This window comes from Prevotella sp. 10(H) (assembly GCF_000711235.1).
Taxonomy (GTDB): Bacteria; Bacteroidota; Bacteroidia; order Bacteroidales; family Dysgonomonadaceae; genus Dysgonomonas.
Genome location: NZ_JOMI01000003.1, coordinates 282,037 through 308,929 on the forward strand (window position 1 = coordinate 282,037; position 26,893 = coordinate 308,929).

The 26,893-nt window shown below is 38.8% G+C and carries 25 protein-coding genes; 9 read left to right on the top strand and 16 right to left on the bottom strand.

What is annotated here, in order from left to right; all coding sequences use genetic code 11:
• Window positions 1-21 precede the first annotated feature (21 nt).
• Window positions 22-1,479 (bottom strand): ATP-binding cassette domain-containing protein, encoded by a 1,458-nt coding sequence (locus K348_RS0106610; protein WP_029904169.1) that lies wholly within the window; start codon window positions 1,477-1,479, stop codon window positions 22-24.
• A 268-nt stretch (window positions 1,480-1,747) separates the two neighbouring features.
• Between K348_RS0106610 and K348_RS0106615 the strand changes: the two genes are divergently transcribed.
• Window positions 1,748-2,422, top strand: a complete 675-nt coding sequence (locus tag K348_RS0106615; protein WP_029904171.1) for an OmpA family protein — start codon at window positions 1,748-1,750, stop codon at window positions 2,420-2,422.
• A 53-nt stretch (window positions 2,423-2,475) separates the two neighbouring features.
• Here the strand turns inward: K348_RS0106615 and K348_RS0106620 are convergent, their stop codons facing one another.
• The 3 genes from K348_RS0106620 to K348_RS0106630 all read right to left on the bottom strand — a co-directional run bounded on the left by K348_RS0106620 (window position 2,476) and on the right by K348_RS0106630 (window position 5,655).
• Window positions 2,476-3,750, bottom strand: a complete 1,275-nt coding sequence (locus K348_RS0106620) for a peptidase U32 family protein (RefSeq protein ID WP_029904173.1) — start codon at window positions 3,748-3,750, stop codon at window positions 2,476-2,478.
• 146 nt (window positions 3,751-3,896) lie between these two features.
• Entirely contained in the window at window positions 3,897-4,679 is a 783-nt protein-coding gene (locus tag K348_RS0106625) for a tetratricopeptide repeat protein (protein ID WP_029904175.1), read from the bottom strand.
• A gap of 64 nt (window positions 4,680-4,743) precedes the next feature.
• Window positions 4,744-5,655 carry a LysR family transcriptional regulator gene (locus K348_RS0106630; protein WP_029904177.1) on the bottom strand — a complete coding sequence of 304 codons (912 nt, stop codon included), beginning with the start codon at window positions 5,653-5,655 and terminating at the stop codon, window positions 4,744-4,746.
• Window positions 5,656-5,796: 141 nt separating this feature from the next.
• On the opposite strand from K348_RS0106630, the gene K348_RS0106635 reads away from it, so the two are divergent.
• Both K348_RS0106635 and K348_RS0106640 read left to right on the top strand, forming a co-directional pair.
• On the top strand, window positions 5,797-6,453 hold the full coding sequence (locus K348_RS0106635) for a YceI family protein (RefSeq protein ID WP_029904179.1): 657 nt from the start codon (window positions 5,797-5,799) through the stop codon (window positions 6,451-6,453).
• A 154-nt stretch (window positions 6,454-6,607) separates the two neighbouring features.
• A complete protein-coding gene (locus tag K348_RS0106640; protein WP_029904181.1) occupies window positions 6,608-7,033 on the top strand; it encodes a DUF4348 domain-containing protein in 426 nt (141 codons plus the stop codon).
• Between the two features lie 7 nt (window positions 7,034-7,040).
• Here the strand turns inward: K348_RS0106640 and K348_RS0106645 are convergent, their stop codons facing one another.
• The 5 genes from K348_RS0106645 to K348_RS0106665 form a co-directional block, all read right to left on the bottom strand.
• A complete protein-coding gene (locus K348_RS0106645; RefSeq protein ID WP_029904182.1) occupies window positions 7,041-7,910 on the bottom strand; it encodes a cation diffusion facilitator family transporter in 870 nt (289 codons plus the stop codon).
• A gap of 19 nt (window positions 7,911-7,929) precedes the next feature.
• A complete protein-coding gene (locus K348_RS0106650) occupies window positions 7,930-8,868 on the bottom strand; it encodes a hypothetical protein (protein WP_029904183.1) in 939 nt (312 codons plus the stop codon).
• A gap of 7 nt (window positions 8,869-8,875) precedes the next feature.
• Window positions 8,876-9,586: a histidine phosphatase family protein gene (locus tag K348_RS0106655; RefSeq protein WP_029904184.1), complete on the bottom strand. Its 711-nt coding sequence runs from the start codon at window positions 9,584-9,586 to the stop codon at window positions 8,876-8,878.
• A 3-nt stretch (window positions 9,587-9,589) separates the two neighbouring features.
• Window positions 9,590-10,000 carry a thioesterase family protein gene (locus K348_RS0106660; protein WP_029904185.1) on the bottom strand — a complete coding sequence of 137 codons (411 nt, stop codon included), beginning with the start codon at window positions 9,998-10,000 and terminating at the stop codon, window positions 9,590-9,592.
• 66 nt (window positions 10,001-10,066) lie between these two features.
• Entirely contained in the window at window positions 10,067-10,477 is a 411-nt protein-coding gene (locus K348_RS0106665) for a thioesterase family protein (RefSeq protein WP_029904186.1), read from the bottom strand.
• 157 nt (window positions 10,478-10,634) lie between these two features.
• On the opposite strand from K348_RS0106665, the gene K348_RS0106670 reads away from it, so the two are divergent.
• Complete coding sequence (locus K348_RS0106670; protein ID WP_029904187.1) at window positions 10,635-11,789, top strand: DUF418 domain-containing protein; 1,155 nt, start codon at window positions 10,635-10,637, stop codon at window positions 11,787-11,789.
• 43 nt (window positions 11,790-11,832) lie between these two features.
• Here the strand turns inward: K348_RS0106670 and K348_RS0106675 are convergent, their stop codons facing one another.
• Both K348_RS0106675 and purL read right to left on the bottom strand, forming a co-directional pair.
• A complete protein-coding gene (locus K348_RS0106675; RefSeq protein ID WP_029904188.1) occupies window positions 11,833-13,326 on the bottom strand; it encodes a hypothetical protein in 1,494 nt (497 codons plus the stop codon).
• A 97-nt stretch (window positions 13,327-13,423) separates the two neighbouring features.
• On the bottom strand, window positions 13,424-17,110 hold the full coding sequence (gene purL, locus K348_RS0106680; RefSeq protein WP_029904189.1) for a phosphoribosylformylglycinamidine synthase: 3,687 nt from the start codon (window positions 17,108-17,110) through the stop codon (window positions 13,424-13,426).
• Window positions 17,111-17,466: 356 nt separating this feature from the next.
• On the opposite strand from purL, the gene K348_RS0106685 reads away from it, so the two are divergent.
• The 3 genes from K348_RS0106685 (at window position 17,467) to dprA (ending at window position 20,648) form a co-directional block, all read left to right on the top strand.
• Window positions 17,467-18,786 (top strand): UDP-glucose/GDP-mannose dehydrogenase family protein, encoded by a 1,320-nt coding sequence (locus K348_RS0106685; protein WP_029904190.1) that lies wholly within the window; start codon window positions 17,467-17,469, stop codon window positions 18,784-18,786.
• A gap of 67 nt (window positions 18,787-18,853) precedes the next feature.
• Window positions 18,854-19,534: an ABC transporter ATP-binding protein gene (locus K348_RS0106690; RefSeq protein WP_029904191.1), complete on the top strand. Its 681-nt coding sequence runs from the start codon at window positions 18,854-18,856 to the stop codon at window positions 19,532-19,534.
• The gene (gene dprA / locus K348_RS0106695; protein ID WP_029904192.1) at window positions 19,527-20,648 is read left to right on the top strand and encodes a DNA-processing protein DprA; all 1,122 of its coding nucleotides are present in this window, start codon (window positions 19,527-19,529) and stop codon (window positions 20,646-20,648) included. Before K348_RS0106690 ends, dprA begins: the two co-directional genes overlap by 8 nt.
• Before the next feature lie 41 nt (window positions 20,649-20,689).
• Here dprA and K348_RS0106700 read toward each other — a convergent pair whose 3' ends face one another.
• The 5 genes from K348_RS0106700 to K348_RS0106720 form a co-directional block, all read right to left on the bottom strand.
• On the bottom strand, window positions 20,690-21,337 hold the full coding sequence (locus tag K348_RS0106700; RefSeq protein WP_029904193.1) for a DUF1349 domain-containing protein: 648 nt from the start codon (window positions 21,335-21,337) through the stop codon (window positions 20,690-20,692).
• A 10-nt stretch (window positions 21,338-21,347) separates the two neighbouring features.
• Window positions 21,348-22,124: an IclR family transcriptional regulator gene (locus K348_RS18990; RefSeq protein WP_029904194.1), complete on the bottom strand. Its 777-nt coding sequence runs from the start codon at window positions 22,122-22,124 to the stop codon at window positions 21,348-21,350.
• Window positions 22,125-22,307: 183 nt separating this feature from the next.
• A complete protein-coding gene (locus K348_RS0106710) occupies window positions 22,308-24,812 on the bottom strand; it encodes a TonB-dependent receptor domain-containing protein (protein ID WP_029904195.1) in 2,505 nt (834 codons plus the stop codon).
• Between the two features lie 215 nt (window positions 24,813-25,027).
• Complete coding sequence (locus tag K348_RS0106715) at window positions 25,028-25,378, bottom strand: hypothetical protein (RefSeq protein ID WP_029904196.1); 351 nt, start codon at window positions 25,376-25,378, stop codon at window positions 25,028-25,030.
• Window positions 25,379-25,390: 12 nt separating this feature from the next.
• Window positions 25,391-25,810: a DUF6249 domain-containing protein gene (locus K348_RS0106720; RefSeq protein WP_029904197.1), complete on the bottom strand. Its 420-nt coding sequence runs from the start codon at window positions 25,808-25,810 to the stop codon at window positions 25,391-25,393.
• A 150-nt stretch (window positions 25,811-25,960) separates the two neighbouring features.
• On the opposite strand from K348_RS0106720, the gene K348_RS0106725 reads away from it, so the two are divergent.
• Together K348_RS0106725 and K348_RS0106730 are read left to right on the top strand one after the other, a co-directional pair.
• Entirely contained in the window at window positions 25,961-26,515 is a 555-nt protein-coding gene (locus tag K348_RS0106725) for an RNA polymerase sigma factor (protein WP_029904198.1), read from the top strand.
• Window positions 26,512-26,892 (top strand): hypothetical protein, encoded by a 381-nt coding sequence (locus K348_RS0106730; RefSeq protein ID WP_029904199.1) that lies wholly within the window; start codon window positions 26,512-26,514, stop codon window positions 26,890-26,892. The genes K348_RS0106725 and K348_RS0106730 overlap by 4 nt, the downstream gene beginning before the upstream one ends.
• The last annotated feature ends 1 nt before the right edge of the window (window position 26,893 follow it).

Here is a 26,893-nt window from a genome sequence, read left to right on the forward strand (position 1 = left end):
TGGCAACCGCTAATTTCAGAACTATCCATTCTTAATAAGTTCCAAACGTTTATCAACTACTGCCGGTATCTCATTTTCGTAATGCGTAACATATATGAGAGATTTATCATTATCACAAAAATCTTCTATCAACTTTTTAACTCGTTTTTTATTGACAATATCCAGACCATGCAGAGGCTCGTCCAATATCAATAAATCCGGATTTTTTACAAATACACGTGCCAATAATACCAGACGTTGTTCTCCTGAAGATATATTGAGGAAAGAGAAATCTTTCAGATGACCTATTTTGAAAGCTTCCATCCATCTGAAGGCTATATCTTCCTGTTCGGGACTGCATTTGCGGTATAAGCCGATAGTATCGAAGAAACCGGAGCCAATGACATCCAGACATCGTACATTCTTGTGATAATATAAATGCATTTCGGGCGAAATATAACCTATCCGCTTTTTGATATCCCAGATACTTTCACCTGTTCCGCGTTTCCTGTCGAAAAGTGTAATGTCATTTGCATAAGCTTGCGGATTATCTCCGCATATGAGGCTTAGAAGTGTTGATTTTCCTGATCCGTTGGCTCCCAACAATGCCCATTTTTCGCCGCGTTTTATAGTCCAGTCTAGATTTTTGAGAATAGTCCTTTCTCCATAACGGATATGTATATTTTTGAGAATTGCGGCGTTATCAAAAGGGCAGGGGGAAGAAGTATCTTTATCGGTAATAAGATTAACATCAATAAATCCATTTTGCGGAAATAAAGAATCTATGAGATTTTTGTCATTCAGAAGTTCTTCGCGGGAGACCGTCGGAAGTATAGTCTTTTCACTCACAGGTAATATATGCGTAACGGCTTCTGGTATATCCTGAGGATTGGAAAGTATAAGTACAATCTGTAGATTTTCCATATCGGCAAGACGGGCGAGCAAATCGTTAAGAATGATACGGGATGACGCATCGAGCCCTATAAAAGGATTATCCAGAATAAGTATCCTCGGTTTACTGAGCAAAGAGCGGACAATCAGAAATTTACGAAGTTCTCCGCTCGATAGCAGATTTACTTCTTTTTCCATCAGTTCGGATATGCCAAACCAGTATAAGAGGGTGCTAAGCCATGTCGGGTCAGCTTTCGATACAAGATATTTAACGAGCGGTACTTCCTGTTCGTCACCTTTGTTCCAGCGTTGTTGATAGTAACTATTCTGTGAATCGATGATGCTGTAAATGTCCCGGAAAGCAACACTCTTTACGACGGATGATACCGATATATTATTCCCTTTAATATCTTTACAGATAATTTCTCCGTTTTTAAAGGCATACTTACCCAATAGGATATCCGATAATATAGTTTTGCCGCTTCCGTTAGCACCGATAATAGCCCAATGTTCTCCAGTGTTGATTTTCCAGTTTACCGGATATTTGAATTGCACATGCTCCATTCTGGGTACCGCACCGGATATTTCTATAATTGTTCTTTCTTCCATTTGATGTTTAAAAGTGCAAATGTAACTATTTTAGATCATATTTTATTTTCGTAAATTTGGAGTGCGGACTAAGTATAAATCTGAAAAATACCTGTACTTTAAAGCCTTATAGGGCTTAAAAACCCGCTTTTTTAGTGTTAAAAGAAAATCTTTTCGTAAAAAATCAAAAATAATCTAAGAATATTATATAAATTTGTACTTTAAACGTAAACTATAAACTCACTAAAACTATAAAACAACAGGTATTACCTTAACACCATATTAAATTATGAAAATGAGATTATTATTACTACCAGTTCTCTTGTGGGTGTTGACCATTTCGCTAAATGCACAAAATACAGGCAATACAAATCAACAGGAACCTTGCGATTGTGAAAATGTCAGAGATTCTGTGCTGCTTAGACTAAACAGCGGAGAGGAAGTGATCGTAGTAAAAAGAAGCGCTCAGCAACTGAGTGTAAGCCAGTCTGATATGGCAAAAAGAAGAAAATATTTCGATTGTCCCGATATTTTTGCACCGCCTGCACCAAGGGAACCAACCCCGGGCATTGAAGTAGCACCACCTGCGTTGCCTCAGCCGCCTGCTCCTGAACAACCTGTAAAAGGGAAACCATTCTTCTTACCGGATCCTGTATTCTTCCGTATAAACAAATCGGTAATCGATCAGTCGGAATGGTCTAAGATAGAGTTGGCTGTGAATTATCTGAATGCAAATCCGGGTTCGACAGTAGTTGTTACAGGATATGCCGATAAGAAAACAGGTAATAGTGCAATAAATCTGCGTTTATCAAGAGAGCGTTCGAATGCAGTGGCAAAATCTTTGGAAACAAAATATGGAATTAATAAGAACCGTATTTCAGTTAACTGGAAAGGTGACGGTCTGCAGCCGTTCGAGTTTGAAAATGATAAGAACAGGGCTGTATTATTCCTGATTAATCCGTAAGTTCGATATTTACAATATATAAAAAAAGACCGCTTAATAGCGGTCTTTTTTATTTATGCTTTTTCGACAAACTTATTCTTTATCTCTACCTTTACCATTTTAAATAACTTATCGGAAGGTCGTATCTTATCATTTACCTTTATTGAAAATTTCTCTCCTTTTACTGTTTCTTCAACAGATTTCAGATTTACCCTGATTTCTTCAACAGTTTGGAATACTGCGCCCGTAGTTGGGCCTGTTATTAATATTTCGTCACCGACTTTCAGAGATTGCGTTTCCATCAGAAATTCGGCTACACCAAGATTAGAGAAATATTTGATTCCTTTTGCCAGATACAGTTTTCTTTTGGTCGCGCCCGAACCGTAATTGCTTGACCATTCGCCGAGCCGTTGCCCCAGATAGTATCCGTTCCAAAATCCACGGTTGAATACACTTGCCAGCCGTTCGTCCCATACTGCGATTTTTTCTTCAGTAAATGAGTCTTCGCAATATGCTTTTATTGCTTCCTTATAACATTCTACCACTGTACGGACATATTCCGGGCCTCGCGCCCGTCCTTCTATTTTGAATACGCGTACTCCCGCATCCATCATCTTATTCATAAAATGAATCGTTTTCAGGTCTTTGGGCGACATAATGTATTCATTGTCTATTTCAAGTTCTATATCGGTTTCCTTATCTTTCACAATATATCCCCTACGGCATATCTGGTTGCATGCTCCTCTGTTTGCAGAAAGGTCTTTTTCGTGCAGGCTGAGATAGCATTTGCCCGATACGGCCATACATAAAGCACCGTGTGAGAACATTTCGATACGGATAAGTTCTCCATTCGGCCCTTTGATATTTTGTTCTACTATATCTTTATAGATAGATGCGACCTGATCGAGATTCAGTTCGCGGGCCAGTACGACTACATCAGCAAACTGGCCGTAAAATTTCAAAGCTTCGGTATTCGTAATATTCAGTTGAGTCGACAAATGGACTTCCACGCCTATGCTGCGGGCATACATCATTACTGCCACATCGGATGCAATAATGGCAGAAAGTTCGGCGTCTTTGGCTGCATTCACAATCTGATGCATCAAAGTAATATCGTTATCGTATATGATAGTGTTTACTGTCAGGTAACTCTTTATGCCATTCTCTTTACAGATAGCAGCTATTTGTTTAAGATCGTCGATTGTGAAATTATTGGAAGACTTGGCGCGCATGTTCAATCCTTCGATACCGAAGTAAATTGAATCCGCACCTCCCTGTATAGCTGCTGCAAGTGAATCGTATGACCCTACAGGAGCCATAATTTCAAAATCGGATATAGTATGTTTCATTTTTGGAATTTAAAAGATATGTAATAATTGCCACCTGTATAAATATTGGCGGCAAACACAATGCAAAATTATGATATTAATATGGAAAAGGCAAGTATAGTTTTTGCAGATAGTAAGAATCTATACGTGATTAATTCTATATATTTTTAAAGCTTCTCTTTAGTCACCTTGATGCTCATTTCTATTTCATTTATCAAATCAGCCTGTTCCTCACCGGTCATATTCAAAGCCTGCTGATAATCGGCTAAAGCTTCCTTATAATTTTCCATTTCATAACGGGTATTTCCACGGTTATAATAAGCAATAGGCGAATTCTCGAGTTTAATAGCTTCATCGAAGTCGGCAATAGCTTCACTGTAATGCTCCATTTTCTCATGGGCTAATCCCCTGTTGTTATATGCGCTGGCATAATCGGGGAGAAGTTCTATTGTCTGATTGAGGTCGTGTAAAGCTTTCTCATACATTCCCATGTTGCTGTATATAGAACCTCTGTTGTAATATGCCATGCCGTCTTTAGGGTCGAGTTCGATAATTTTTGTGCATACATTCAAGGTTTCCATTTCATCGCCTAATTGATAATAGATAGTTGCCAGATGCATATACGTTTTTACAAGGACTTTATCCCGCCATTCGGTATCTTTCTTATATTTCTCATCGTTATTTATACGCTCGATAAGATTTTTGAGCATATTGATCTTTTGCTCGGGAGTAGTCAGCTTATTTAATGCTATATAGACATCGTTATTGAATTTAACCAGACTCTTTTCTCCCTGCTTCTTCCTCCTTGCTATCAGATAAAACATGACAGCAAACAATATAAACATCAATACAAAAAGTGCTATAACACCTTTTATGCCAAAAGCAAGTACCGAGTTTGTATTGCACGAAGCAAAGAGAATAGGGAAAAGGAGAACAGCCGTATATTTCATATCGTAATTTTGATTATTTAGATAACAAATTTAGGGAAAATAATCGAGTGGATATTCTAAATTATTATTCAACTATATTAATATATGTTTTGATGAAAGTTCTTATCTTATCTACATATTGCGGTTGAATTTTATCTTTATTATATGCGAGATATAATGTATTCGTTGCCGGAGAGATACCTTTCCACAATATTTTCACAAAACCTTCTTTTAACGCTTTTCCGGCAATAAGGTTAGAGGATACAGCCAGTGCATCACTGTTTCCTATAGCTTTCAATATTGCATTATTATCCGGAATGGTAGCCTGCAATTTCAACAGGGGGCGCTTTTTGAAGTTCTCACGCCAGAAGCGCCTTATCAAAGCCAAATCACTGCTGTACGCAATCCACTTTTGATTTTTCAACCATTTCTCAGCTTCTGTGTAATTACCGGGAGTAATAAGATTATCGAAATCACTGATATCTTGTTCGGGATTGCACACTATCATAAATGTTTCGGTAAATAGCGGTTCATAAGTAAGATTATCTGCATTTTTGTTTTGTCGTGTGATAATCGCAATATCCAAATCGTTGTTTATAACTTTTTCGGTCAATATATCAGCCAGACCGTATTCAACTGTCAGATATAAATCTTTCTGCTGTCCGACATATCCGGCCAGATAATTATAGAATATCTCAGACGGCGTGCCGAATCTGATACTTGGAACTTTATTAAGTACCGTGCGTTTAAACTCCGTCTCCACGCGCTCGAGGTTATCGATTGATTCCACAATCTGTGTATAGAGTTGTTTGCCGTATTCGGTCGGCATCATTTTGCGCGGCATCCTTACAAATAGGGGTTTGCCTATATAGCTTTCGAGCGAAGCGAGCTGAATACTCATATTGGGTTGCGAAATCAGCAGTTCCTGCGCTGCACGTGTCAGTGTACCATATTGGTAAATAGCTTTAAATGTCCTGTACCATTCCAGATTAACCATAAGTATATCTTTTAATAATTACACAAAGCTATAATTTTTTTTATACATCTACATCAAATTATAAATTAATGAATAATAAACAAATTTCACACTTCTATGTTATATAGACAGCAACAAATAATAAACATTAAGAATTGAATTATGAAAAAGTTTTTATTAGCGATATCAGCATTAGTTATAGCAGTATCATGTAACAACGCAGCGAAGAATAAGGTAGAAGGCACAGATGCTCAGCAAGCAGCAAGCGGTACAGGTGTAGAACTTACAGTCGATCCTTCGGCTTCGTCTATTCATTGGACAGGTTCGAAAGTAGGCGGTTCGCATTATGGAACACTCGCCCTAAAGAGCGGCAGTATAGCGGTTAATGGAGAAGAGGTGGTTTCCGGTTCATTTATTATAGATATGAATTCTATTAAGGATGAAGACCTCACAGATGCAAAAATGAATGAGATGTTGGTTAATCATCTTAAGAGTGAAGACTTTTTCGATGTAGCTAAATATCCTGAAAGTGCATTTACACTTACAAAAATAGAGGCGGCATCTTCACCGAATGACAGTGCGAACTATATGATCAGTGGTAATCTGAAAATGAAGGATGCAGAAAAGAATATAACATTCGGCGCAAAAGTTACCCAAGATAATAATGTGTATAAAGCTGTGACTGTTCCGTTTACAATCGACCGTACACAGTGGAACGTAAAATACGGGTCAAAGACATTATTCTCCAATCTGAAAGAAAATATTGTAAACGATAATATCGAATTACAAATAACAATAGTGGCAAAGGCTGCAGAATAGAAGAAGAGTGAAGACAATAATAAGTAGCGGTTCAGGTTGTTACCTGAGCCGTTTTTTGTATTTATAATTTAAGGCCGATACAAATTTCTCATTATTATAGTTTAGTATAATAATTATAATATTGTATCTTTAAGGAGAAATAAAGAACAAACCTATGAAAACTATAGCGGTAATATTGGGTATAATAACCACATTAGGCTTAATGGCCTGTAACCTGAACAGCAAAGCTGCAAACGATCTGCAAAGCACAAAACAAGCCCCGGAAAATTTCAAAGACTTTTATGAAAAATTCCTCACGGATGAAGAGTTCCAATTATCCCGTATCAACTTTCCTCTCGAAGGTGAGATTATCGATGAAGATATAGAAATAACCGGTGAGATCGAGGAAACAGACTGGGAAATGCTAACTAATTCGATATACGAAGTCGATACTGATGAATATCAGGTAGAAATAAAAGAAGATGCCGACGAAGTATTTCACCGGGTATATATACAGGATTCAGGTGTCGATATAATTGAGAAGTACAAAAGGATTAAAGGTAAATGGTATCTGGTGTATTATAAAAGTATTTTTATCTGATTGAAACTTACTTCGACGGTTCTACATGTATGAGTACATCCGCAATTTCAGGCTTATATTCCATGAGCCTGCGTTTTAGATTGTGAGCAATATCGTGCCCCTCTTTTACGGTTATGTTCTTATCTACAATAATATGCAGGTCGACATAGTATGACATACCCGTTTTGCGTATATGGCATTTCTCTGTATTCAAAACACCTTCTACAGTTTTTGAGAAATTAGAAATGTCGTTTGCCATATCGGTATATGTATCTTTGTCCATTATTTCCCCCCAAGCCGGCTTCAGTATTCTGTAACTATTATATAAAATTACACCTGATGCAAAGAGGGCAGCCCAGTCATCGGCCGATTCATAACCATCACCCATATAAATAGCTATAGATATACCTATAAAGGCAGCGACAGATGTTATAGCATCGCTCCTGTGATGCCAGGCATCAGCTGTTAAGGAAGTACTACCTGTCTGTTTCGCTTTTCTGATAACAATGCGGTAAGAAATCTCTTTCCATGCAATGATAGCCCCTAGAACGAACAATGTAAATAGCTTAGGGCCTTCATTCGGGGTACGTATATTATTAATACTTTCTGTAGCAATAATAGTAGCGGAAATGATAAGAAAACCGACCACGGCGAAAGTAACAAGTGGCTCTATACGTCCATGCCCATACGGGTGATTACTATCGGCAGGCTTGCTGGCATAACGGATACCGAGCAATACAAGAATAGAAGAAAATATATCTGCAGTGGATTCTATAGCATCGGCAATAAGGGCATAGGAATTTCCGAAATATCCGGCAAGCCATTTACATAATGCAAGTAAAGTATTGCCTATGATGCTGAAGATAGACGCTTTTTGGGCAGTCTGTGTTTTATCCATTACATTGTTTTTAAGACTTTTATTTAGTGCTTATTATCTTATCACCGCTGAAAGTCAGTTTTCCGGCAGGATAAGTCCATTGTTCAGTTTTTCCTGATTCGTTTATATCAGTGGGTTCTCCCCATGCCAGCCGCGTCATTTCCTTTGTCATCCCTACACGAACTTTGTTCTGGAGAATGCGCCGGAAGTTATTCACGTTATACTTTTTCGTAAGCTCTTTTGCTTCTTCTGCGGTATATACTTTCTTGATACTTTCGGTATTTAATATAGTAGAGTAGGGGATTACGGTTTTCAGCCCTTTCGCATTCTGTAATACCAGCGACATTTCATTGGTCGTATTATCCATTGTTACATCGATGCATTTCCATGTCTGGCCGGTAGTGAAAGTTAAAGCACTGCCTGTAACAAGATTGCGCGACATTTTCAATATATCGTCTGATATCACATATTCTTTGCCAGTTAGTAATTGCTTTTGTTTTTCAAAGAAGCCTCTGACAATAAACGGGAAAGTATATTCCGAGTCTACGTTATATTTATAGTACATGATATCTCCACTTGATAATTCCTGCAGTTTCAAATAAAATTCATCTTTGAAATCCTTATCTTTTGTCGACATCGGATGTCTGATAACTTCAAGTACATGGAAGTATTTTCCGGCAAGATCTTCGTATCTCGAATTGTAATTATCATTCGGTTTGTAAATATTCTTTTCGTCATTCAGCAGTTCGTCGTCTTTTTTATATTTTAGGATGAAATTGCTATATCCGTATGACTGTGAAGATTTATCAAGACCTTTCAGATAAAGTTCCTGTCCGGTATATCCCATTGCATTTTTACCCAGAAAGTTTGCGGTGCTATCGTATGCTATAGTTGGAATTGCCTCTTTTATCTTACCTGATTGTGCAAGTAACGAAATGGTTGATAATGTAAAAATTATAATTGCAAATACTTTTCTCATAAATATCTTATATTACTGCTGCTTCTTTTTTCCCTTTTTCCACATAACTCATGTCAGCCATCGATTCTACAGTGAATTGCCCATTCTGATAAGTTACTTTGCATACGGCTGCATTTTCAAGCGGCTTTTTAAATAATTTATCGCCTCCCAAGCCTAAAAGCATGGCCAGTATGCTCATCCCGTGAGAGATTACCAGTACATTTCCGTCTCCATATTGGGATTCGTTCTGTGCAATCTCAAAAAGGCTTTCCTGTGTACGGGCTTCGACCTGTGCAAAGTCTTCTGCCATACCCATTTTATCCAGTTTCTTCACGGCATTCAGTACTTCTCTATAGCTGATTTCCTTTTCCATGATCGCCTTAATCATACCTTCCATAGAAGTATAGTGAAGATATAATGCGGCACTGTTCCACATAAAATGATTAAAATCTGCTTCGAAACTGCCGAAACAAGCTTCGCGCAGGCCTGATAATTCTATCACGGGAATATCGTCCTGTCCTTTGGCACCTAAGATAATTTTTGTGGTCTGTACAGTCCGTCGCAAATCGCTGCAATAGGCTGAGCGGAAATTAATATCACTAAGCCCGTAACCCAGATAGCGGGCTACGTCTATTCCTTCTTTTGTTAGTGGCGAGTCGCACCAGCCCTGTACCCTGTCGAGGGTATTCATCATTGTTTTGCCATGGCGGGCGACATATATTGTTATTTTTGAACTCATTTTTTATTTATTCCATGTTATGTAATCTGCAAAAGCTTTGTCGAACATATCGGGTGCTGCGACTTTCCCGTCGATAAGGCACACTACTTCTATAACAGCATTGGCGCATAAAGTGTTGTCGGGAATCCTTATTATTTGTTGATTAAAGTAATATCTTACCCCTTTGCGTTCGGCCTCTACAGTACAAATGAATGCATCCGAGCCTCTCAGGGAATTCCTGTAACTTATATTCGCATTCCGTACTACGGGTATGATATTGGCATCCGTGAGGTCGCGGAGGCGCAATCCGCATTTTTCCATCAATTCGTGGCGGGTGGCTTCGAAATAATGGAGGTATATAGCATTGTTGACTACTCCCTGCGAATCGCATTCGTAATCTCGTACTTTCATTTTATTTTCAAATATTAACGCCATATATAAATAGTTTAATGAATCGATGTGCCGATATGCCAATGTACTATTTATTGGCACATTGGTATATTAACTAATTAGCATATTACTAAGAGCCTTATCGAATAACTCGGGCTTCTTCACCTTTCCGTTTACCATACAAGCGGTTTCTACCCTTGCGGTCGAACAAACTTTATTGTCTTTGAGCCGGATTATTTTCTGGTTGAATATATACCGGATACCGTCTTTCTCTATAGAATCGACAGTGCAGATAAAATCATTAGCCCCGCGCAAAGAATGCTTGTAACGTATATATACACTCACAACTACTGCGTCTATTCCCTGCTCATGCAATTCGTAGAAATTCAGACCGTGCTGCTCCAGAAACTCATGACGTACTACTTCATAATAATGCTGGTAGTTGGCATTATTGACTATGCCCTGCGCGTCGCATTCATAATCGCGCACTTTCATTTTATATTCGAATAAGGATTCCGTCATGTAATATATTATTATAATTGTAAGTGCAAATATACGACTTTCCATTCTATCATTGAAGCTTAAAGCGTAAGGACTCACTTTCTCCGATTATATTAATCCGGAAAGAGATTGTTTTTAAATTAATTATTATAGTTTTGTGCATTAATTTTAACGCCCAATGAAAAGAGTAAATGTAGCCGATGCCCTTAGAGGCTTTGCTATTTTCGGAATTCTGCTAATGCATAGTTATGAGCAATTCAACCTTTTTAATCATCTTGTAGTCGATAATAAATTATTGATGTTTATCGATGCTGTCCTCGGCACTTCCGTGCCTTTTGTCTTTGCGGGAAAAGCCTATGCTATATTCGCACTGCTATTCGGGTTCAGCTTTTTCATACAGGATAATAACCAGCTGGAAAAAGGAAACGATTTCAGAGGACGTTTTGTCTGGCGAATGGTTTTACTTTTCTTATGGGGTGTAATCAATTCTATATTTTATACGGGAGATGTTTTAGTGCTCTTCTCAATAGTCGGTTTGCTATTGGTTATTACAGCAAGGCTTTCCGACAAGACAATTCTCATACTAGGCATCATCTTATTCCTTATGCCTCTTCAATGGGGTACTATTGTCAGTTCTTTAATCACCGGCGAAAGTACAATCGGCCCTAAGTTGTTCCTCGAATATTACTATAAAACCATACCTGTACTAACTGACGGAAATCTTTTGGATATGGTAAAAGGTGTATATAATAGTCAGTTGTATAGTTTTTACTGGTGGACGGGCGAGGGCCGTGTATTTCAGGTCGCAGCTTTGTTTATGTTCGGTATGCTGATAGGCCGTCGTAAATTATTTATAAATACGAAAGAGAACATTATATTCTGGCGGAAAGCGCTTGTTATAGGCATCATTTGCTTCTTGCCTCTTGCAGGGCTTACATCTATAATGAATGAATTTGTCGAGAATGAAGTTATCAGGCATCAATTGAAAATTATATTAGGATGTTACTCTTCATTTGCATTTCTGGCTTTTCTGATGTCGACGTTTATTCTCGTCTATTATAAGAGTTCACTGGGCAAATATCTGTCGAAATTCGAGTCTTATGGAAGGATGAGCCTGACAATGTATATAAGCCAGTCGATAATAGGCGGCTTCATTTTCTATAACTGGGGCATTGGTATTTCCGCTTATCTTACGGTAACAACATCGATACTCGTTGGTCTTGGCATTTTTGCCATACAATATACTTTTGCATATTACTGGCTGAAATCACATAAACAAGGCCCGTTGGAATATGTCTGGAAAAAGGCGACCTGGATTGGAAAGAAAAAATGATTGATATTAAAAATGCACGGGTTCGAAACCGTGCATTTTCTTTTTATTTTTCCGGAATATCTTTTTTCTTTCTGTTATACTTGTATTCTAATAACCTGTTTGATAGGATATATACTACAGTAAACAATACCGCATTGGTAGGTATCCAGAACCGTGTTGATACAGGGCTTGCAAAGACTGTTGCCGCATAATACATTATTCCTGTGATAACGATAATCCAGAATATCTTTTTCTCATTTTCTCTCCATATCAATTGTTTTCTCAACACAATATTGAGGACTCCCATAATGAGAATAAGAAGCCATACTACAGGGTAGGATATTGTTATCAAATCATCGACGAAATCACTGTATATTGTATGTTTTGCATTCATATCCGTATTTTCAGGTACATTATACCATTCCAATACATTTTTCATTTCGATAGGGTAGTACTTTCCTATGATTTCGTGGTGGTCGGGGTAAAATATATGCTTACTGTTTGGTAGATAATAATACTGCATGAATTTCAACGGATATTTTCGAATAAGGAAACTTCCGTAATCTTTATAGTTATGACTCCCGAGCCATATCCACGAAGAAGAATAAGGATTTCCGGTCTGCTGTGTATATGCAAACAGGAATTGCTTTAGTGGCAAGTCATTTATCCACATGAATGCAGCAACGGCCTCGGTTCCGTTTTTCGTACGTTCCCTGATGACATCTTTCTGGGTCATCATATACTGATGCAGCACTTTCATTTCGGGGTCTTTGACCTTTTCCGGCGGCAAATCAATATAGGGAATTACATGCATGGCATTATTAGCCAGTTGCCAGCCGTCGAATCCTGTTGAGAATTGGTCGAATCCCGTAGTCTTTCTCATGTCCTTCTTTACCTGATTGTAAAAGGTAAAAGTGAAAATAAGGATCCCGGCTATTCCGACCCAGCGTATTTTCCCTTTTATCATAAAGAAAAAACAGATAAACAAGACAGGAAACATCATGGCCGAATATCTTATATGCAAGGCAAAGAACATCGATAATAGGAAAATACAGAGAGTAAACCAACTTTGTTTTTTTAGAAGGAAAATAAACGATGCAAGCATGAAATAAATCATCACGGCAAACATCAGGTCACTCATCAGCGCATTAACCATATATATGGCAACAGGGCTGAATATGAAGAAAAATAAGAGGACGCGCCACAGTATTTTGCTAAATGGAGGAAGTATATATTTTATGACAAAAGAGAAATATGATACTGATAGGAGATAAAATATCATTTGTACTATTACTACAGCATTCATACTTGATGAAAAAGAATGCACCAATCGTAGGAAATAAGAATATCCGAACGGCCTGTAGAAATTAAATGTATTGCTGGCAGCAGCCTGAACGTACGTTCCTGAATCGGAAATAGTGGCAGGATAAGGGTAACATACTTTTATAATTATATATCCGATCAGGCAACTAAAGATTAAAATAATCCAGTCTATACGCTGTTCTTTTGCTTTCAAAAATGAGAAGAAAGATACCGGGCTATTACTGCTCTTTGTCATTTTTATTAAATTTTTGCCATAAAGATATCAATTATATCAGTATGGCAATAAAAATAAAAGGCACGAATTTCTATGTCCGTGCCTTTAAAATATATACTTACTTGTTATTCTCAACCCATTTTCGTGCATTTACAAATGCTTCCATCCACGGAGTAAAGTCATCCTTACGGTTTTCGAACGGCTGGTATCCACATTGCCATGGGAACAGCGAACGTTCCAGATGCGGCATTATTGCCAGATGTCGTCCATCTTTCGATACCACTCCTGCAATATCGTAATCGGAACCGTTAGGATTGCCAGGATACCCGCTATAGATATATTTCGCTACCACATTGTATTCCGATTCGGCTTTCGGCATTGCGAAACGACCTTCACCGTGAGCTACCCATATACCGAGTTTGCTTCCCGAGAGTGAACCGAACATAACGGAATTATTCTGAGGTATTTCTACACTTAAGTAAATCGATTCGTATTTGTGCGAACGGTTATGCTCCATCTTCGGATGCTTGTCGTGTTCCGGATAGATGAGGTCAAGTTCCATCATCAATTGGCAACCGTTACATACACCGAGGCTCAACGTATCTTTACGTTCATAATATTTACGAAGAGTTTCTTTAGCCTTTTCATTATAAATAAAGCTTCCTGCCCATCCTTTTGCCGAGCCGAGTACATCGGAATTAGAGAATCCGCCGCAGAATACTATCAGGTTGATATCTTCCAGTGTTTCACGTCCCGAAGCAAGGTCGGTCATATGTACATCCCTCACATCGAAGCCTGCAAGATATAGCGAATAAGCCATCTCACGCTCACTGTTCGTACCTTTTTCACGTATAACAGCGGCTTTAAGTCCGGTCGGTTGAGTCCTGTTAGGGTCAAGGCCGTATTGACTAAACTTCCCTGTGAAGGAAGGATTGTATTTGAACTGAAGAGGTTGATTCTTATAATTTTGGTAACGTTCGGCAGCAAGACTCCCTGCTGTTTGGTTCTTATCTAGTAGGTAAGACGGTTCGTACCAAACATCGCGAAGTTCGTCTATGTCGAATTCCTGCGAGAAAGTATCCTTTTGTATCACCAGCTTACGCTCTTCGATAGGGCGTGCGACAATGGCAAAACCGATGCCATAATCGTCGAGTATTTTTTCTACCAGATGATGATGTTTCACCTGAATGAGGATACCCGGATTTTCGGAGAATAATACTTTTATAAGGTTTGCATGGTGCAGCTTATCAAGACGTGCTTCAAGTCCTCCCTGCGGATTGGCAAAGCACATTTCTAACATAGCTGTAACCAGACCTCCAGCAGAAACATCATGCCCGGCAAGGATAAGCCCCCTGTCTATCAATTCCTGTACGGCATTGAATGCATTTTTAAAATATTCAGGGTCTTTCACCGTTGGTACTTCTTCGCCCACTTTGCTCATGGTTTGGGCAAAAGCAGAACCTCCAAGTTTGAATGTATCGAAAGAGAAGTCTATATAATAGAGGTATGTTCCTTTGATATAAGCCAACACCGGCGATACTATCTTACGGATATTCTTTACCTCACCAGCAGCAGAGATAATCACTGTTCCCGGAGAATAAACTTTTTCATCACCGTATTTTTGAGTCATGGACAGTGAGTCCTTTCCTGTCGGAATATTTATCCCAAGTTCGCAGGCGAAATCGGAACAGGCTTCCACAGCTTTGTAAAGACGTGCATCCTCTCCCGGGTTTTTACAAGGCCACATCCAGTTTGCACTGAGTGAAATGCCTTTCAATCCGTCTTCGATTGGTGCGAATATGATATTAGTCAAAGATTCTGCTATTGCTAGAACCGAACCTGCGGCAGGGTCTACCATAGCTGCCTGCGGTGCATGACCTATAGAAGTAGCGATACCTGCCTTACCTTTATAATCGAGGGCAACAGCGCCTAAGTCACTTAATGGTAATTGTATTTCGCCCTGTGTCTGCTGACGGGCAACTTTACCTGTTACCGAGCGGTCGACTTTGTTTGTCAGCCAGTCTTTACAGGCAACAGCTTCCAGTTGGAGCACATTCTTTATATATTCTTCCAGTTTATTTATGTCATATTCCGGATTAGCGTATGATTCATCGATTGTTTCGTCACGCATGATTGTTTTCGGTGCTTTTCCGAAGAAGTCTTCCAGTTTCAGGTCGATAGGACGTTTTCCGTCAGCCTGCTCGAAAACGAATTTCATGTCGTTTGTGGTTTCTCCAACAACGTACATCGGTGAACGTTCACGATCGGCGATACGTTGTATTTTTTCGGTCGCATCTTCGGGAATAAGTAAGCCCATACGCTCTTGACTTTCATTACCCACAATTTCTTTAGAAGATAGGGTAGGATCGCCGATAGGTAGTTTCGATATATCTATTTTCCCTCCGGTAGCTTCCACTAGTTCCGACAAGCAATTTAAGTGCCCGCCTGCGCCATGGTCGTGAATAGAAACAATGGGATTATCCTCTGATTCGGCTAAAGTACGGATAACATTTGCCGTACGTTTCTGCATTTCGGGATTAGCACGTTGTACCGCATTCAGTTCTATACCGCTCGAAAATTGCCCTGTGTCGACAGACGATACGGCACCACCACCCATTCCGATGCGGTAATTGTCGCCTCCGAGAATAACCACTTTTTCGCCCGGCTTCGGTTCTCCTTTCAATGCATCGCGTTTGTTGGCAAAGCCTACACCTCCGGCCAGCATGATTACCTTATCGTAAGCGAATTTTTTTTGATTCTCCAGATGTTCGAAAGTGAGTAATGAACCACAGATAAGCGGTTGCCCGAACTTGTTTCCGAAATCGGATGCCCCGTTCGATGCTTTTATCAATATTTCTTCCGGTGTCTGATATAGCCATGGTCTTTCGGGCATTGTTTCTTCCCAAGGTTTTCCGGCTTTTGTGCGTGGATAAGAAGTCATATAGACGGCTGTTCCGGCTATTGGTAAAGATGCTTTTCCTCCGCCCAGTCGGTCACGGATTTCACCACCCGAACCTGTAGATGCACCATTGAAAGGCTCTACAGTGGTAGGGAAGTTATGTGTTTCTGCTTTCAGGGAAATAACCGATTTGATTGATTTTTTCTGATAGAAACTTGGCTTTTCTCCGTTTACGGGAGCGAATTGCTCTATCTCAGGTCCCTGACTGAAAGCTACATTATCTTTGTATGCAGATATTAGTTTATTGGGGTTTACCTGCGATGTCTTTTTTATTAGCTTAAATAATGAACTTTCTTTCTCTTCCCCGTCGATTATAAATGTACCGTTAAAGATTTTATGACGGCAATGCTCGGAGTTTACTTGTGAAAAACCGAAAACTTCGCTATCCGTCAGTTTCCGACCTAGTCTCTGGCTTACATTGTTCAGATATTCTATTTCATCCTCGCTTAGCGCCAGTCCTTCCTGTATATTGTAGGCTTCAATATCGTCTATTTCAAGAATCGGCTCAGGCTGCTTGTATATATTGAATACTTCCTGATTCAGTCCGTCATAGATATGCTGAAGCATCGGGTCATGCTTTGCATCGTTTGTTTCTACTGGGAAAAATTCTTCGATACGCATTATTCCGCTTATTCCCATATTTTGGGTAATTTCTACGGCATTGGTACTCCATGGGGTAATCATTTCGCGGCGCGGACCAACAAAAAAGCCCGGAACATTATCTGCTTCGAGCAAGGTTGCACCACTGAAAGCCCATGTAAGGCGTTGGAGAAAATCGGCGCTAAGACTTGAGCTTGTTTGGACGGCAATAATGCCTTTGTCAGAGGTTTGAAAGAAAGAAACCATATTTTTATTTCAGTTAATAAATTGACTTTCTAATAGGCATGCAAAGGTAGTGAAAAGAATTCTAAAAAGGTAAAAATAAGTTGGAGAACAAATGTTATTTTTTTACACAATTGTTGGGCTAAATTTTGGAAGAAATGGATAATCCCAGATGTTATGCAATTATATTGGGAAAGTAGGGAAAAGATCGATATCCGTGAAAGTTGTTTTTAACCGTTAGTTTTCTTTATTTCTTTTGAAGATGCCTTTTTAAGCTTATCTCAACCTAATAATTAGGCTGAATAAAAGAATAATATTAACTTTGTCCCGCAAAAAAACAAACGTTTACAACTAGATTTGATACTTAATATTAAAAACGAATGAAAATAGCAATAGTCGGCACTGGATATGTAGGTCTTGTTACAGGAACCTGTTTTGCAGAAATGGGTACTGAAGTTTATTGTGTAGACATTGACCAGAAGAAAATAGAAAATCTGAAAAACGGTATTATACCAATTTTCGAACCCGGGCTGGATGAGATGGTAGAACGTAATCATAAGGCAGGTCGTCTACACTTTACAACTGATCTGAGTACTGTCATCAATGATGTAGATATTGTGTTTTCTGCAGTAGGTACACCTCCCGATGAGGATGGAAGTGCTGATCTCAAATATGTAATGGATGTTGCCCGTACAGTAGGTGAAAATCTGAATAAATATATGGTGATCGTTACCAAGAGCACTGTTCCGGTCGGTACAGCTAAACTAGTTAAGAGAACCATACAAGAAGAACTGGATAAAAGGGGTAAATCCGACCTGAAATTTGATGTAGCCTCAAATCCTGAATTCTTGAAAGAGGGAGCGGCTATAACAGATTTTATGCAGCCGGATCGTGTGGTTGTTGGCGTGGAATCGGAAGAAGCTCGGAAATTAATGGAAAGACTTTATAAACCATTTACCCTCAATAATTATCGTATCATATATACTGATATTCCTTCGGCAGAAATGATAAAATATGCAGCTAATGCAATGCTTGCCACACGTATCAGTTTTATGAATGATATAGCTAATCTCTGTGAAATAGTTGGTGCTGACGTAACGATGGTACGGAAAGGCATTGGTTCAGATGCACGAATAGGTTCTAAATTTCTTTATTCGGGATGCGGATATGGAGGAAGCTGTTTCCCTAAAGATGTAAAAGCTATTATAAATACAGCTAAAAAACTTGGCTACAATATGGAAATCCTTGAGGCTGTAGAAAATGTAAACGAACGCCAGAAGAATATCTTATTTGATAAATTGATGAAATATTACAACGGCGATATAAAGGGGAAGACTATCGCAGTATGGGGACTGGCATTCAAGCCTAAAACCGACGATATGCGAGAAGCTCCTTCACTCGTGCTTATTGATAAGATATTGAAAGCCGGAGGTAAAGTCAGAGCATACGATCCGGTTGCTATGGAAGAGGCCAGAAATCATAAATTAGGAGATACTATAGTATATGCAAAAGATATATACGATGCGACGCTCGATGCTGATGCTATACTGATGGTAACAGAGTGGAATGAATTCCGCTTGCCGACATGGGAGGTTATAAAGAAAACAATGAATAAGCCGGTTGTTTTTGACGGACGAAATATATACAACAAGCAGGAAATGAACGATGCCGGATTCGATTATTTCGGCATAGGCATTTAAAAAATTAAAATAATAATGAAGGATGCATAAGTTGATATTTATGTAGTTTCTTCTATAAAACATTAACATGATTGCAGTAGAAGGTATAACGAAAAGTTTTGGTACACTTAAAGTATTGAAAGGTATCAACCTCCGTGTGGAAAAGGGAGAAATAATATCTATCGTAGGAGCGAGTGGTGCCGGAAAAACAACCTTACTGCAAATAATGGGTACGTTAGATAAGGCTGATAGCGGGACTGTATTTATAAACAATCAAAATTTAAGTAAGCTTAGTGATTCCAAACTATCTGATTTCAGAAATAAAAATATTGGATTTGTATTCCAGTTTCATCAGCTTTTACCTGAATTTACTGCTTTGGAGAATGTGATGATTCCTGCTTTGATTGGCAAGGTAAAAGATTCTCAGGCTAAGGCGAAAGCAAAAGAATTGCTCGATATGCTTGGTCTGTCTTCTCGTATGGAACATAAGCCGAACGAACTTTCGGGAGGGGAAAAACAGCGTGTTGCAGTAGCCCGCGCCCTGATAAACGATCCGGCCGTAATCCTTGCCGATGAACCATCCGGAAGTCTCGATACGGAGAATAAAGAAGAATTACATCAACTTTTCTTCAAATTGCGTGATACATTAGGGCAGACCTTTGTTATTGTGACGCATGATGAACATTTGGCTTCAATAACCGACCGCACCGTACATATGAAAGACGGAATGATAATAGAGCCACAGGCAGAAATTATCGCAAATGGATAACTCCGCTGATAAACGACTGTACCAAATAGCACTTACCCGTATATTCGGAGTAGGGGATATTACAGCGCGAAATATATTGCAGGTAGTCGGTGATGAAGAAGCAATATTTAAGTCGGGCAGAAAATCATTATTGAATATCTCCGGACTCTCCTCCCGTTTAGTCGACGAAATATTGAAACCCGAAGTATTACTGAATGCAGAAAAAGAACTGGATTTTGTAGAAAAAAATAATATATCCACTTATTTTGTCAGTGATAAAGATTATCCTCATCGGCTGAGAGAATGTACTGATGCCCCTATATTGTTTTACTTCAAAGGAAAAACTGATTTCAATGCTGAAAAAGTTATAAGTATAGTAGGTACACGGAATTCTACAAATTATGGGAATAATTTTTGTGGGGCTTTTTTAGAAAAGATTGCCGGAATATATCCTGATACACTTATTGTTAGTGGCCTTGCATACGGCATAGATATTCATGCGCACAGAGCAGCCTTGAAATATGGTCTTCCGACTGTAGGAGTTCTTGCTCATGGGTTGGACATTCTCTATCCCTCAGTACATAGACAAACTGCTACGGAAATGATTGATAATGGTGGTTTGTTATCTGAATTCACAAGCGGAACTGATCCTGACCGCCACAATTTTGTGCGTCGCAACCGTATAGTGGCAGGGATGGCCGATGCTGTAATTGTAGTAGAATCGGATGAGAAAGGCGGCTCCTTGATTACTGCCGAAATTGCTAATTCGTATTGTAAAGATGTGTTTGCTGTTCCCGGAAAGATGACTGATAGGTTTTCGCGAGGATGTAACAAGTTGATTGCATCCCATAAAGCCGATTTATTTCAGTCTGCAGAATATTTTCTTCAGCAAATGGGCTGGGATACCGAATCTCAGAAAAAGAAGAAAATGCCGCGACAACAGGATTTGTTCCTTGTGCTGACGGATGAAGAACAGCGTATTGTCGATAAACTTACCACTATCGAAGCTTTGCATATAGACCAACTGGCAAGGGAACTCTCTATTCCTGCATATCAATTATTTACTACACTTTTGGAACTGGAGATGAAAGCAGTTATAAAAAATCTGCCCGGAAATATGTATGCATTGAACTAAATGAAATAAAAAAGAGCGAAGTGTTTCCGCTCTTACCTTTATTACTGATTATTTTTCAACCATTCCAAACGACGCTGATCAGGCAAATGAGTCACCTTGAAATTTTCGAATTTCGCTTCGAACCCTTTTCCGTCTGGGCAAGCAGCCATTAACCCTACCATAACAGGCCGATTATCCTGCAAGTGAGCATTGCGCATCATTGTATATGTCTTATCATCGAAAGAATAAAATATTTCTACAGCATCGAGCCTGCGTACAGCTTTAATCCAAACATACGGAGGCGTCTTGTCCTGCGTAATAACGCTCCAGTCGCTTGTTTTGTGAGTAACAACAGTGCTTAGATTGAACTTGCCGTCCACAAATTCTACGCCCGCCTTTATATAATTTTCATGATCGATACGCAGCATCAACCCCATTTGGTCAAAACGCGCTTTATAATCTCCTGTGATTTTTACTTTAACTTCAAACTCACCCCCGTAAGTTGTATAATAAAAAGGAGCATCATCAACAGTGAAGCCATAATGTGAGATACGCCAGTAATCGCTTTGCGGGGTTACGAACATTGTTAATGTATTGTTTTTGATTTCCCATTTTTCAGGTTCATTGAACCATTGCATTTTTTCGAGACTTTGAGCTGTCATAATCTGTGATAAAATTAAGGCCAACAGGCCGATTGCAAGTTTTTTCATTTTCGGTTTTTTATTTTGATGTATGTTTATATCCTATATTACGTGATATCTCCAGTCCGGCTTCTCTTGTCAGTAAACCGATGTTTTTTATATTTTCTTCCGTCAGACGGCCGGCAGGTCCTGATGTCCAGATGCATGCAATAGCACATCCCTTCTCATCGAATATCGGTGCGGCAATGCAATGCACACCCTTTACCGTTTCATTCAGGTCGAGTGCATAGCCATCGGCAACTATTTTATCGAGTTCGTTTTTCAAAATGTTTTTTTCGGTGATAGTATACTCATTTATAGCATCTAAACTGATTGTGGCTAACTTTTCACGTTGCTTCTTTTCGGGCATGAAAGCCAGTAAAACTTTTCCCGGTGCTGTGGAATGGAGATTAAAGCGCATACCTTGTTTCAGGGTAAATACAAAATCGAGATTTCCCTGTACTTGTTTTAAGAGAACGACTTCTGTATCAACAAGCGTTCCTATCATTACCGATTCACCGATCTTATCGCGCAGGCGGCGCATATACTCCTCCGACTTTTCTATTATATCATAGTTGCTTATAGCAGCCAGCCCTATTAATAGTAATTTGTGGGTAAGGAAATAGCGCAGGCTATCGGGCTCACGGCCGATATATCCGAGTTCAAGCAGATTAGATGATATTTTATGTACAGATGATTTCGGATAATTGAGCAATTCCACCATTTTTTGTAGGGTTAGCCCTTCCGGATACCGCGATAACATTTCCAGTAACTCCATGGCTTTTGTTATCATCGATATATTTTCTTTATTTTCCATTAATTGTGCATAAGTTAATCGTATTTCATTAGTGTGTCTCTATATGTGTATTATATTCTTATTTATGTACAAATGTAATATTAATTAATAATGCTGCAAAAAATGTATGAATATTTTTTCTGAAAAAAGAAAGAGACCCTCTAAATATAGAAGGTCTCTTCCGAATATTTTTAAATATAATTTTTAGTTCTGTCCGCCACTCTGCTGTCCGCCTTGGTCTCCTCCCTGACCTCCGCCCATGCTATCATCGTTTCTGATGCTTCGTTGGGCTTTTTTGATCTGGGCTTTCATTTCACCGAAGCGGAACGATATTCCAATACCGAAATTGCGCATCCTGTTTGAATTCCGCGATTCGCTATAGAAAGTATCTGTTTGAGTTATATTCTTGAATTCATTATCCTTTTTGAACGGATTCTGTGCATATGCGCGTATTTGTAATCTATCTTTTAAGAAACCTTTAGAGAAAGATACGCTGTGGAAGAAAAATGATGATCCTTCGCCTTGTAGCATAATCCATGGACTGAAATAGCCTGTATTGACATATGCTTTGAAATTTTGAGGGAATGAATATTGTCCTCCTGCAACTATGTTCCCTGAAAAACCACTGTTGGTCATCCTTTTATTAGTAATAGGGTCGGTGCTTGATTTTATGTCGACATATCTTCCCGACATATTACTATACACACGAATCTTATCGTTAGGACTCCAGTTTATATAGCCTGAAAGGCCCAGATTCTTCCGCTCACCTATATTTTGATAAGTTGTTGTAGAAATACCATTCTCGCGTATTGTGATATTTTCTATACCATTGTCTTCAAAGTCGTAAGACAAATTCGCATTAAAATTAAGATTCTGACTGAAAGAACCGAAATTCAGGCTTATATTATGATTTTTTACTGCATCCAGTTCAGAGTTACCCACTCTGATGTTATTAGGATTGGATGTATCTTCATACGGGTTTAATTGATATATTCCGGGCCGTTGTATACGCATATTGTATCCTAAGCGAATGTTTTGAGACGGTTTCAACTGGTATGTTATTGTGGCAGATGGTACAAGATTCGAATAGTCGTTCTTGAAGTTTCTGTCTATGTCTTTCGGGAACTTTGCTTCCAGCCATGTCGCTTCGTAACGTAATCCTGTTTTTAAACCCCATTTTTTAAATTTAGCGCTATAACCTCCGTATGCGGCAACGATATCCTGTTCGTGTTTAAATTCATCATATATCTGGGGTTTATTAACCCATTCTCCATCAGCATTAATAAAATCATAGCCACTATTGCTCTGATTGATACGGATAATATATTTAACCCCTGCTTCCAGATTATGTACTTTTCCAAACGGAGTAACAAAATCAGCCTGAAAAGTATGCTCTTTCATATCGGCATCTGAGTATTGATTGTTGGTTTCGGCTGTCCAAGGCGGTGTTCCGGTTATCGGATTAATGATATTGTCCGATTCCGAATCATTCGGGCTTTGGCTGAATCTGTAAGATGCAGTCAGCAACTGGTCTTTTTTCTTAAACGTACGTTGATAGTCCACATTCACATCAGTACCTCCGTAGTTAAATTTAGAATGACTGTTGCGCGCGTATTTATATTGAGTATCCCTGTTTGCATTCAGCATTTCGGAGATTAGTTCACTGTTCGAGTTCCCTTCACCGAAATAGCGGTTAAACCCAACATTTATAAGATTGAGGGTATCTATTTCGAAACTGAGTTCCCCGTTACCATATTGTCCGTTTCCTTTATTTTTGGAAAAACCGTCTTCATGCAGGTATCTGTTATCGTTATTCGCATATTCTTCTGTAAAACGATTAGATGTTCCTCTAGGACGTCTGTATTGGTGATAATTATATCCTCCTGTGAAGCCTATTTTCCCGTATTTCATCTGCACGTATGCACCTCCGCCGAATCCGCCGAGATCATCCACGCGCCCGTTCAGTGTGGCAGTATAACCTCCCATCGATGTATTCTTTTGGGTGATAATATTAATGATTCCGGCTACACCTTCTGCATCATATTTAGCTCCCGGGTCGGTAATTACTTCTATGTCTTTTATTGAACTTGCCGGCATGCTGCGCAATACATCTTTCGGATTGCTGGTTATCATATTGGACGGCTTCCCGTTCAGATATATTTTATAGTTCGACGATCCTTTCAGTTGTATATTTTCTTCTCCGTCGACTGTTACCATCGGTACTTTTTTCAACATATCCAGTACGTTGTTGGTCTTCGCTTCGGGATCGTCTTCCATACTGTAAGTGATTTTATCGAGATCGACTTTTACGAGAGGTTTCTGTGCGGATATTACCACCTCCGACAATGCCTGCGCATTATCCGGCATAGAGATAGTACCTAAATCCAGCGTTTTAGTATTTCCTATTTCAATAGGTTTTGTTATTGTTTGTTTACCTATGTATTCGGCAATAAAAAGATATTCACCCTTTTTATTCATCGATACCTGAAATTTTCCGTTATCGTCACTTGCCACAGCTTTTATCAATTTAGCAGGATTATCCTTTTCAGTTATTTTTATTGTGGCATAAGGAATGGTTTCATTGGTGACCGAGTCTACCAATTGTCCTTTTATTTGTACGTTAACTACTGTTGCATTGGCATTGGTCTGCGCCGAAGCGAACGAAGCGGTTAAAGCTAACAGGGCGATTAACAATAAGCGGAATTTCATATAACAGTTTTTTTTAGTTTTTAGTTAATTTTCGGACGGCTAAGATATAAATAGATTTATTTAGTTTATCTTGTCTCTACGAATTTGTCGTAAGAATTATATATTTATCACTAAGAATGTGAGTATTTTATCATTTTTAACTAAATAATACGTTTATTGTGTAAAAAAGGCGTTATACCGGAAGATACAACGCCTTAAGATATCATAAACAAAAATTATTTGCAGATCTGCAGATCTTTTATCAAAAAATTCTTTCCGTACAATTCTATATATTCGACTTCAGATGTATCAATGATTACGGTTATACCACGTTGGTTCCATCTGGAAATTTCAACTTCTATATGTAATACATTATCATTATCTTCTCTTCGGGAACTCCATCCGGTAATCCCATAATCGGGAGCTTTATATTGAATACTGATTGTATCGCTTCCTATAAGGCAGATATTGAAATCGTCTGAAGATTTACTCATAAACCATCCTTGTTGACGTCCTGCAAACCAGGCTCCGAAAACGATCAGGAGTATGATTAAAGTCAATATTATAGGTGTTAGCCTGTCTTTCATAGACGAAAGGTATTACTCTTTTTCGGATGTTTTCTCGTTTTTCTTTTCTACAAAATAGGCGATTACAAGCCCGATACCACCAAATACAGCAGCGCACGCAGGGTAAAGAACCGATATTGTATTGCGGAACTCATAGAATACTCTGTCATTTGTTTCAACAGGCGGAACAGCCAGTAAATCTACTATGGCTGCAATGACAACGCCTAATCCTACACCAATCAATAAGAGCCCTACGCGGATAGCCCATGAACCGGAAGTCAGTTCCTTATAAACAGGCATTTTAAACTGATTTCTCAATACTTCGGGATCGATGCCGACCGATAGTTTTTCAATTACAGCCATACGTTCTTTACGGCGGGCAAAGAGTTCGAATAAACGGTAAATACCGAGAGTGATGATGGCTATTATACTCACTATTCCAATCATTTCCATAATTTTCTATTTTATTAGTTAAACATTTTGTTTGTTTGCCCATTTTGACGCACAGTTATCGGAAAGGTTACAAATTAAATTAAAAAATTTTCCCTGAAAAAAATTACCTCTACATTTGTAACCTTTCAAACTTCTTCGCGTCATACGGGTATGGCAGATTTTGACGACATCTATTACGTGCGCAGGATCAAGGATGGTCATGCCGATGCATTCGTGCATATTGTGCGCCGTTATCAGAGAATGGTATTTACCATTGTCAGCAAGATTGTCACCCGTCCTGCCGATGCGGAAGATATAACGCAGGAAGTATTTATAAAGGCTTTCCAGTCGTTGGATAAATTCAGGGAAGAATCGGGCTTTGCCACATGGTTGTATCGTATAGCTTATAATGCTACTATATCAGAATTGCGCAAGCGCAGATATGAGTTTACGGCTTATGAAGATAATTATGCAAACCTGCCTGATGATAACATATCCGATGATATAGATGAGGTGAGTACCGAAGAAAGACTGCACTATCTGGATGTTGTCTTAAAAAAGTTACCGCCTGACGATGCTTTGCTGATTACAATGTTTTATATGAACGATCAGAGTATACAGCAAATAAGTGAGATTACGAATAACAGTGTGGCGAATGTAAAAGTAAAGTTGCACAGGATAAGAAAATTTATGAACTTTGAAATAAATAAACTCATACGACTATGAATATAGATGATAAAGATAAACTAAGGAGTTTATTTCAGGAGATTGAACAAAAAGAACCGTCATCAGGATTTGAAGACCGCCTGATGCAACGTGTACATATTCTATCAGCAAAAGAATCGAAGAAGAAAAATCTGAAAGCTATATTTGCTATTATCGGCGGTATTGCAGGTATGCTGGGTATCCCTGCGTTCATTTTCTGGTGGTTTGGATTCTCTTTGAAAACTGATTTCCAGCCAATAGATTTGGATATATCATTTAATATGCCGGATATCAAATTCGATCCGTTTATTATATCTATTGCCTGTGTGGTATTGTTACTCTTAATTAGCGATACGCTGATACGCCGCCGCATATGGGAGAAAAAGCATAAGCACTGAT

Bases quoted from the DNA above. Each gene is read 5' to 3' on its own strand.
- K348_RS0106685 (WP_029904190.1), top strand. From the start codon at position 17,467: ATGAAAATAGCAATAGTCGGCACTGGATATGTAGGTCTTGTTACAGGA.
- K348_RS0106635 (WP_029904179.1), top strand. From the start codon at position 5,797: ATGAAAAAGTTTTTATTAGCGATATCAGCATTAGTTATAGCAGTATCA.
- K348_RS0106670 (WP_029904187.1), top strand. From the start codon at position 10,635: ATGAAAAGAGTAAATGTAGCCGATGCCCTTAGAGGCTTTGCTATTTTC.
- K348_RS0106630 (WP_029904177.1), bottom strand. From the start codon at position 5,655: ATGGTTAATCTGGAATGGTACAGGACATTTAAAGCTATTTACCAATAT.
- K348_RS0106625 (WP_029904175.1), bottom strand. From the start codon at position 4,679: ATGAAATATACGGCTGTTCTCCTTTTCCCTATTCTCTTTGCTTCGTGC.
- K348_RS0106655 (WP_029904184.1), bottom strand. From the start codon at position 9,586: ATGAGTTCAAAAATAACAATATATGTCGCCCGCCATGGCAAAACAATG.
- K348_RS0106620 (WP_029904173.1), bottom strand. From the start codon at position 3,750: ATGAAACATACTATATCCGATTTTGAAATTATGGCTCCTGTAGGGTCA.
- K348_RS0106665 (WP_029904186.1), bottom strand. From the start codon at position 10,477: ATGACGGAATCCTTATTCGAATATAAAATGAAAGTGCGCGATTATGAA.
- K348_RS0106610 (WP_029904169.1), bottom strand. From the start codon at position 1,479: ATGGAAGAAAGAACAATTATAGAAATATCCGGTGCGGTACCCAGAATG.
- K348_RS0106720 (WP_029904197.1), bottom strand. From the start codon at position 25,810: ATGGAAATGATTGGAATAGTGAGTATAATAGCCATCATCACTCTCGGT.
- K348_RS0106660 (WP_029904185.1), bottom strand. From the start codon at position 10,000: ATGGCGTTAATATTTGAAAATAAAATGAAAGTACGAGATTACGAATGC.
- K348_RS0106730 (WP_029904199.1), top strand. From the start codon at position 26,512: ATGAATATAGATGATAAAGATAAACTAAGGAGTTTATTTCAGGAGATT.
- K348_RS0106645 (WP_029904182.1), bottom strand. From the start codon at position 7,910: ATGGATAAAACACAGACTGCCCAAAAAGCGTCTATCTTCAGCATCATA.
- K348_RS0106710 (WP_029904195.1), bottom strand. From the start codon at position 24,812: ATGAAATTCCGCTTATTGTTAATCGCCCTGTTAGCTTTAACCGCTTCG.
- K348_RS0106615 (WP_029904171.1), top strand. From the start codon at position 1,748: ATGAAAATGAGATTATTATTACTACCAGTTCTCTTGTGGGTGTTGACC.
- K348_RS0106700 (WP_029904193.1), bottom strand. From the start codon at position 21,337: ATGAAAAAACTTGCAATCGGCCTGTTGGCCTTAATTTTATCACAGATT.
- K348_RS0106675 (WP_029904188.1), bottom strand. From the start codon at position 13,326: ATGACAAAGAGCAGTAATAGCCCGGTATCTTTCTTCTCATTTTTGAAA.
- K348_RS0106640 (WP_029904181.1), top strand. From the start codon at position 6,608: ATGAAAACTATAGCGGTAATATTGGGTATAATAACCACATTAGGCTTA.
- K348_RS0106715 (WP_029904196.1), bottom strand. From the start codon at position 25,378: ATGAAAGACAGGCTAACACCTATAATATTGACTTTAATCATACTCCTG.
- K348_RS0106690 (WP_029904191.1), top strand. From the start codon at position 18,854: ATGATTGCAGTAGAAGGTATAACGAAAAGTTTTGGTACACTTAAAGTA.
- K348_RS0106725 (WP_029904198.1), top strand. From the start codon at position 25,961: ATGGCAGATTTTGACGACATCTATTACGTGCGCAGGATCAAGGATGGT.
- K348_RS18990 (WP_029904194.1), bottom strand. From the start codon at position 22,124: ATGGAAAATAAAGAAAATATATCGATGATAACAAAAGCCATGGAGTTA.
- dprA (WP_029904192.1), top strand. From the start codon at position 19,527: ATGGATAACTCCGCTGATAAACGACTGTACCAAATAGCACTTACCCGT.
- purL (WP_029904189.1), bottom strand. From the start codon at position 17,110: ATGGTTTCTTTCTTTCAAACCTCTGACAAAGGCATTATTGCCGTCCAA.
- K348_RS0106650 (WP_029904183.1), bottom strand. From the start codon at position 8,868: ATGAGAAAAGTATTTGCAATTATAATTTTTACATTATCAACCATTTCG.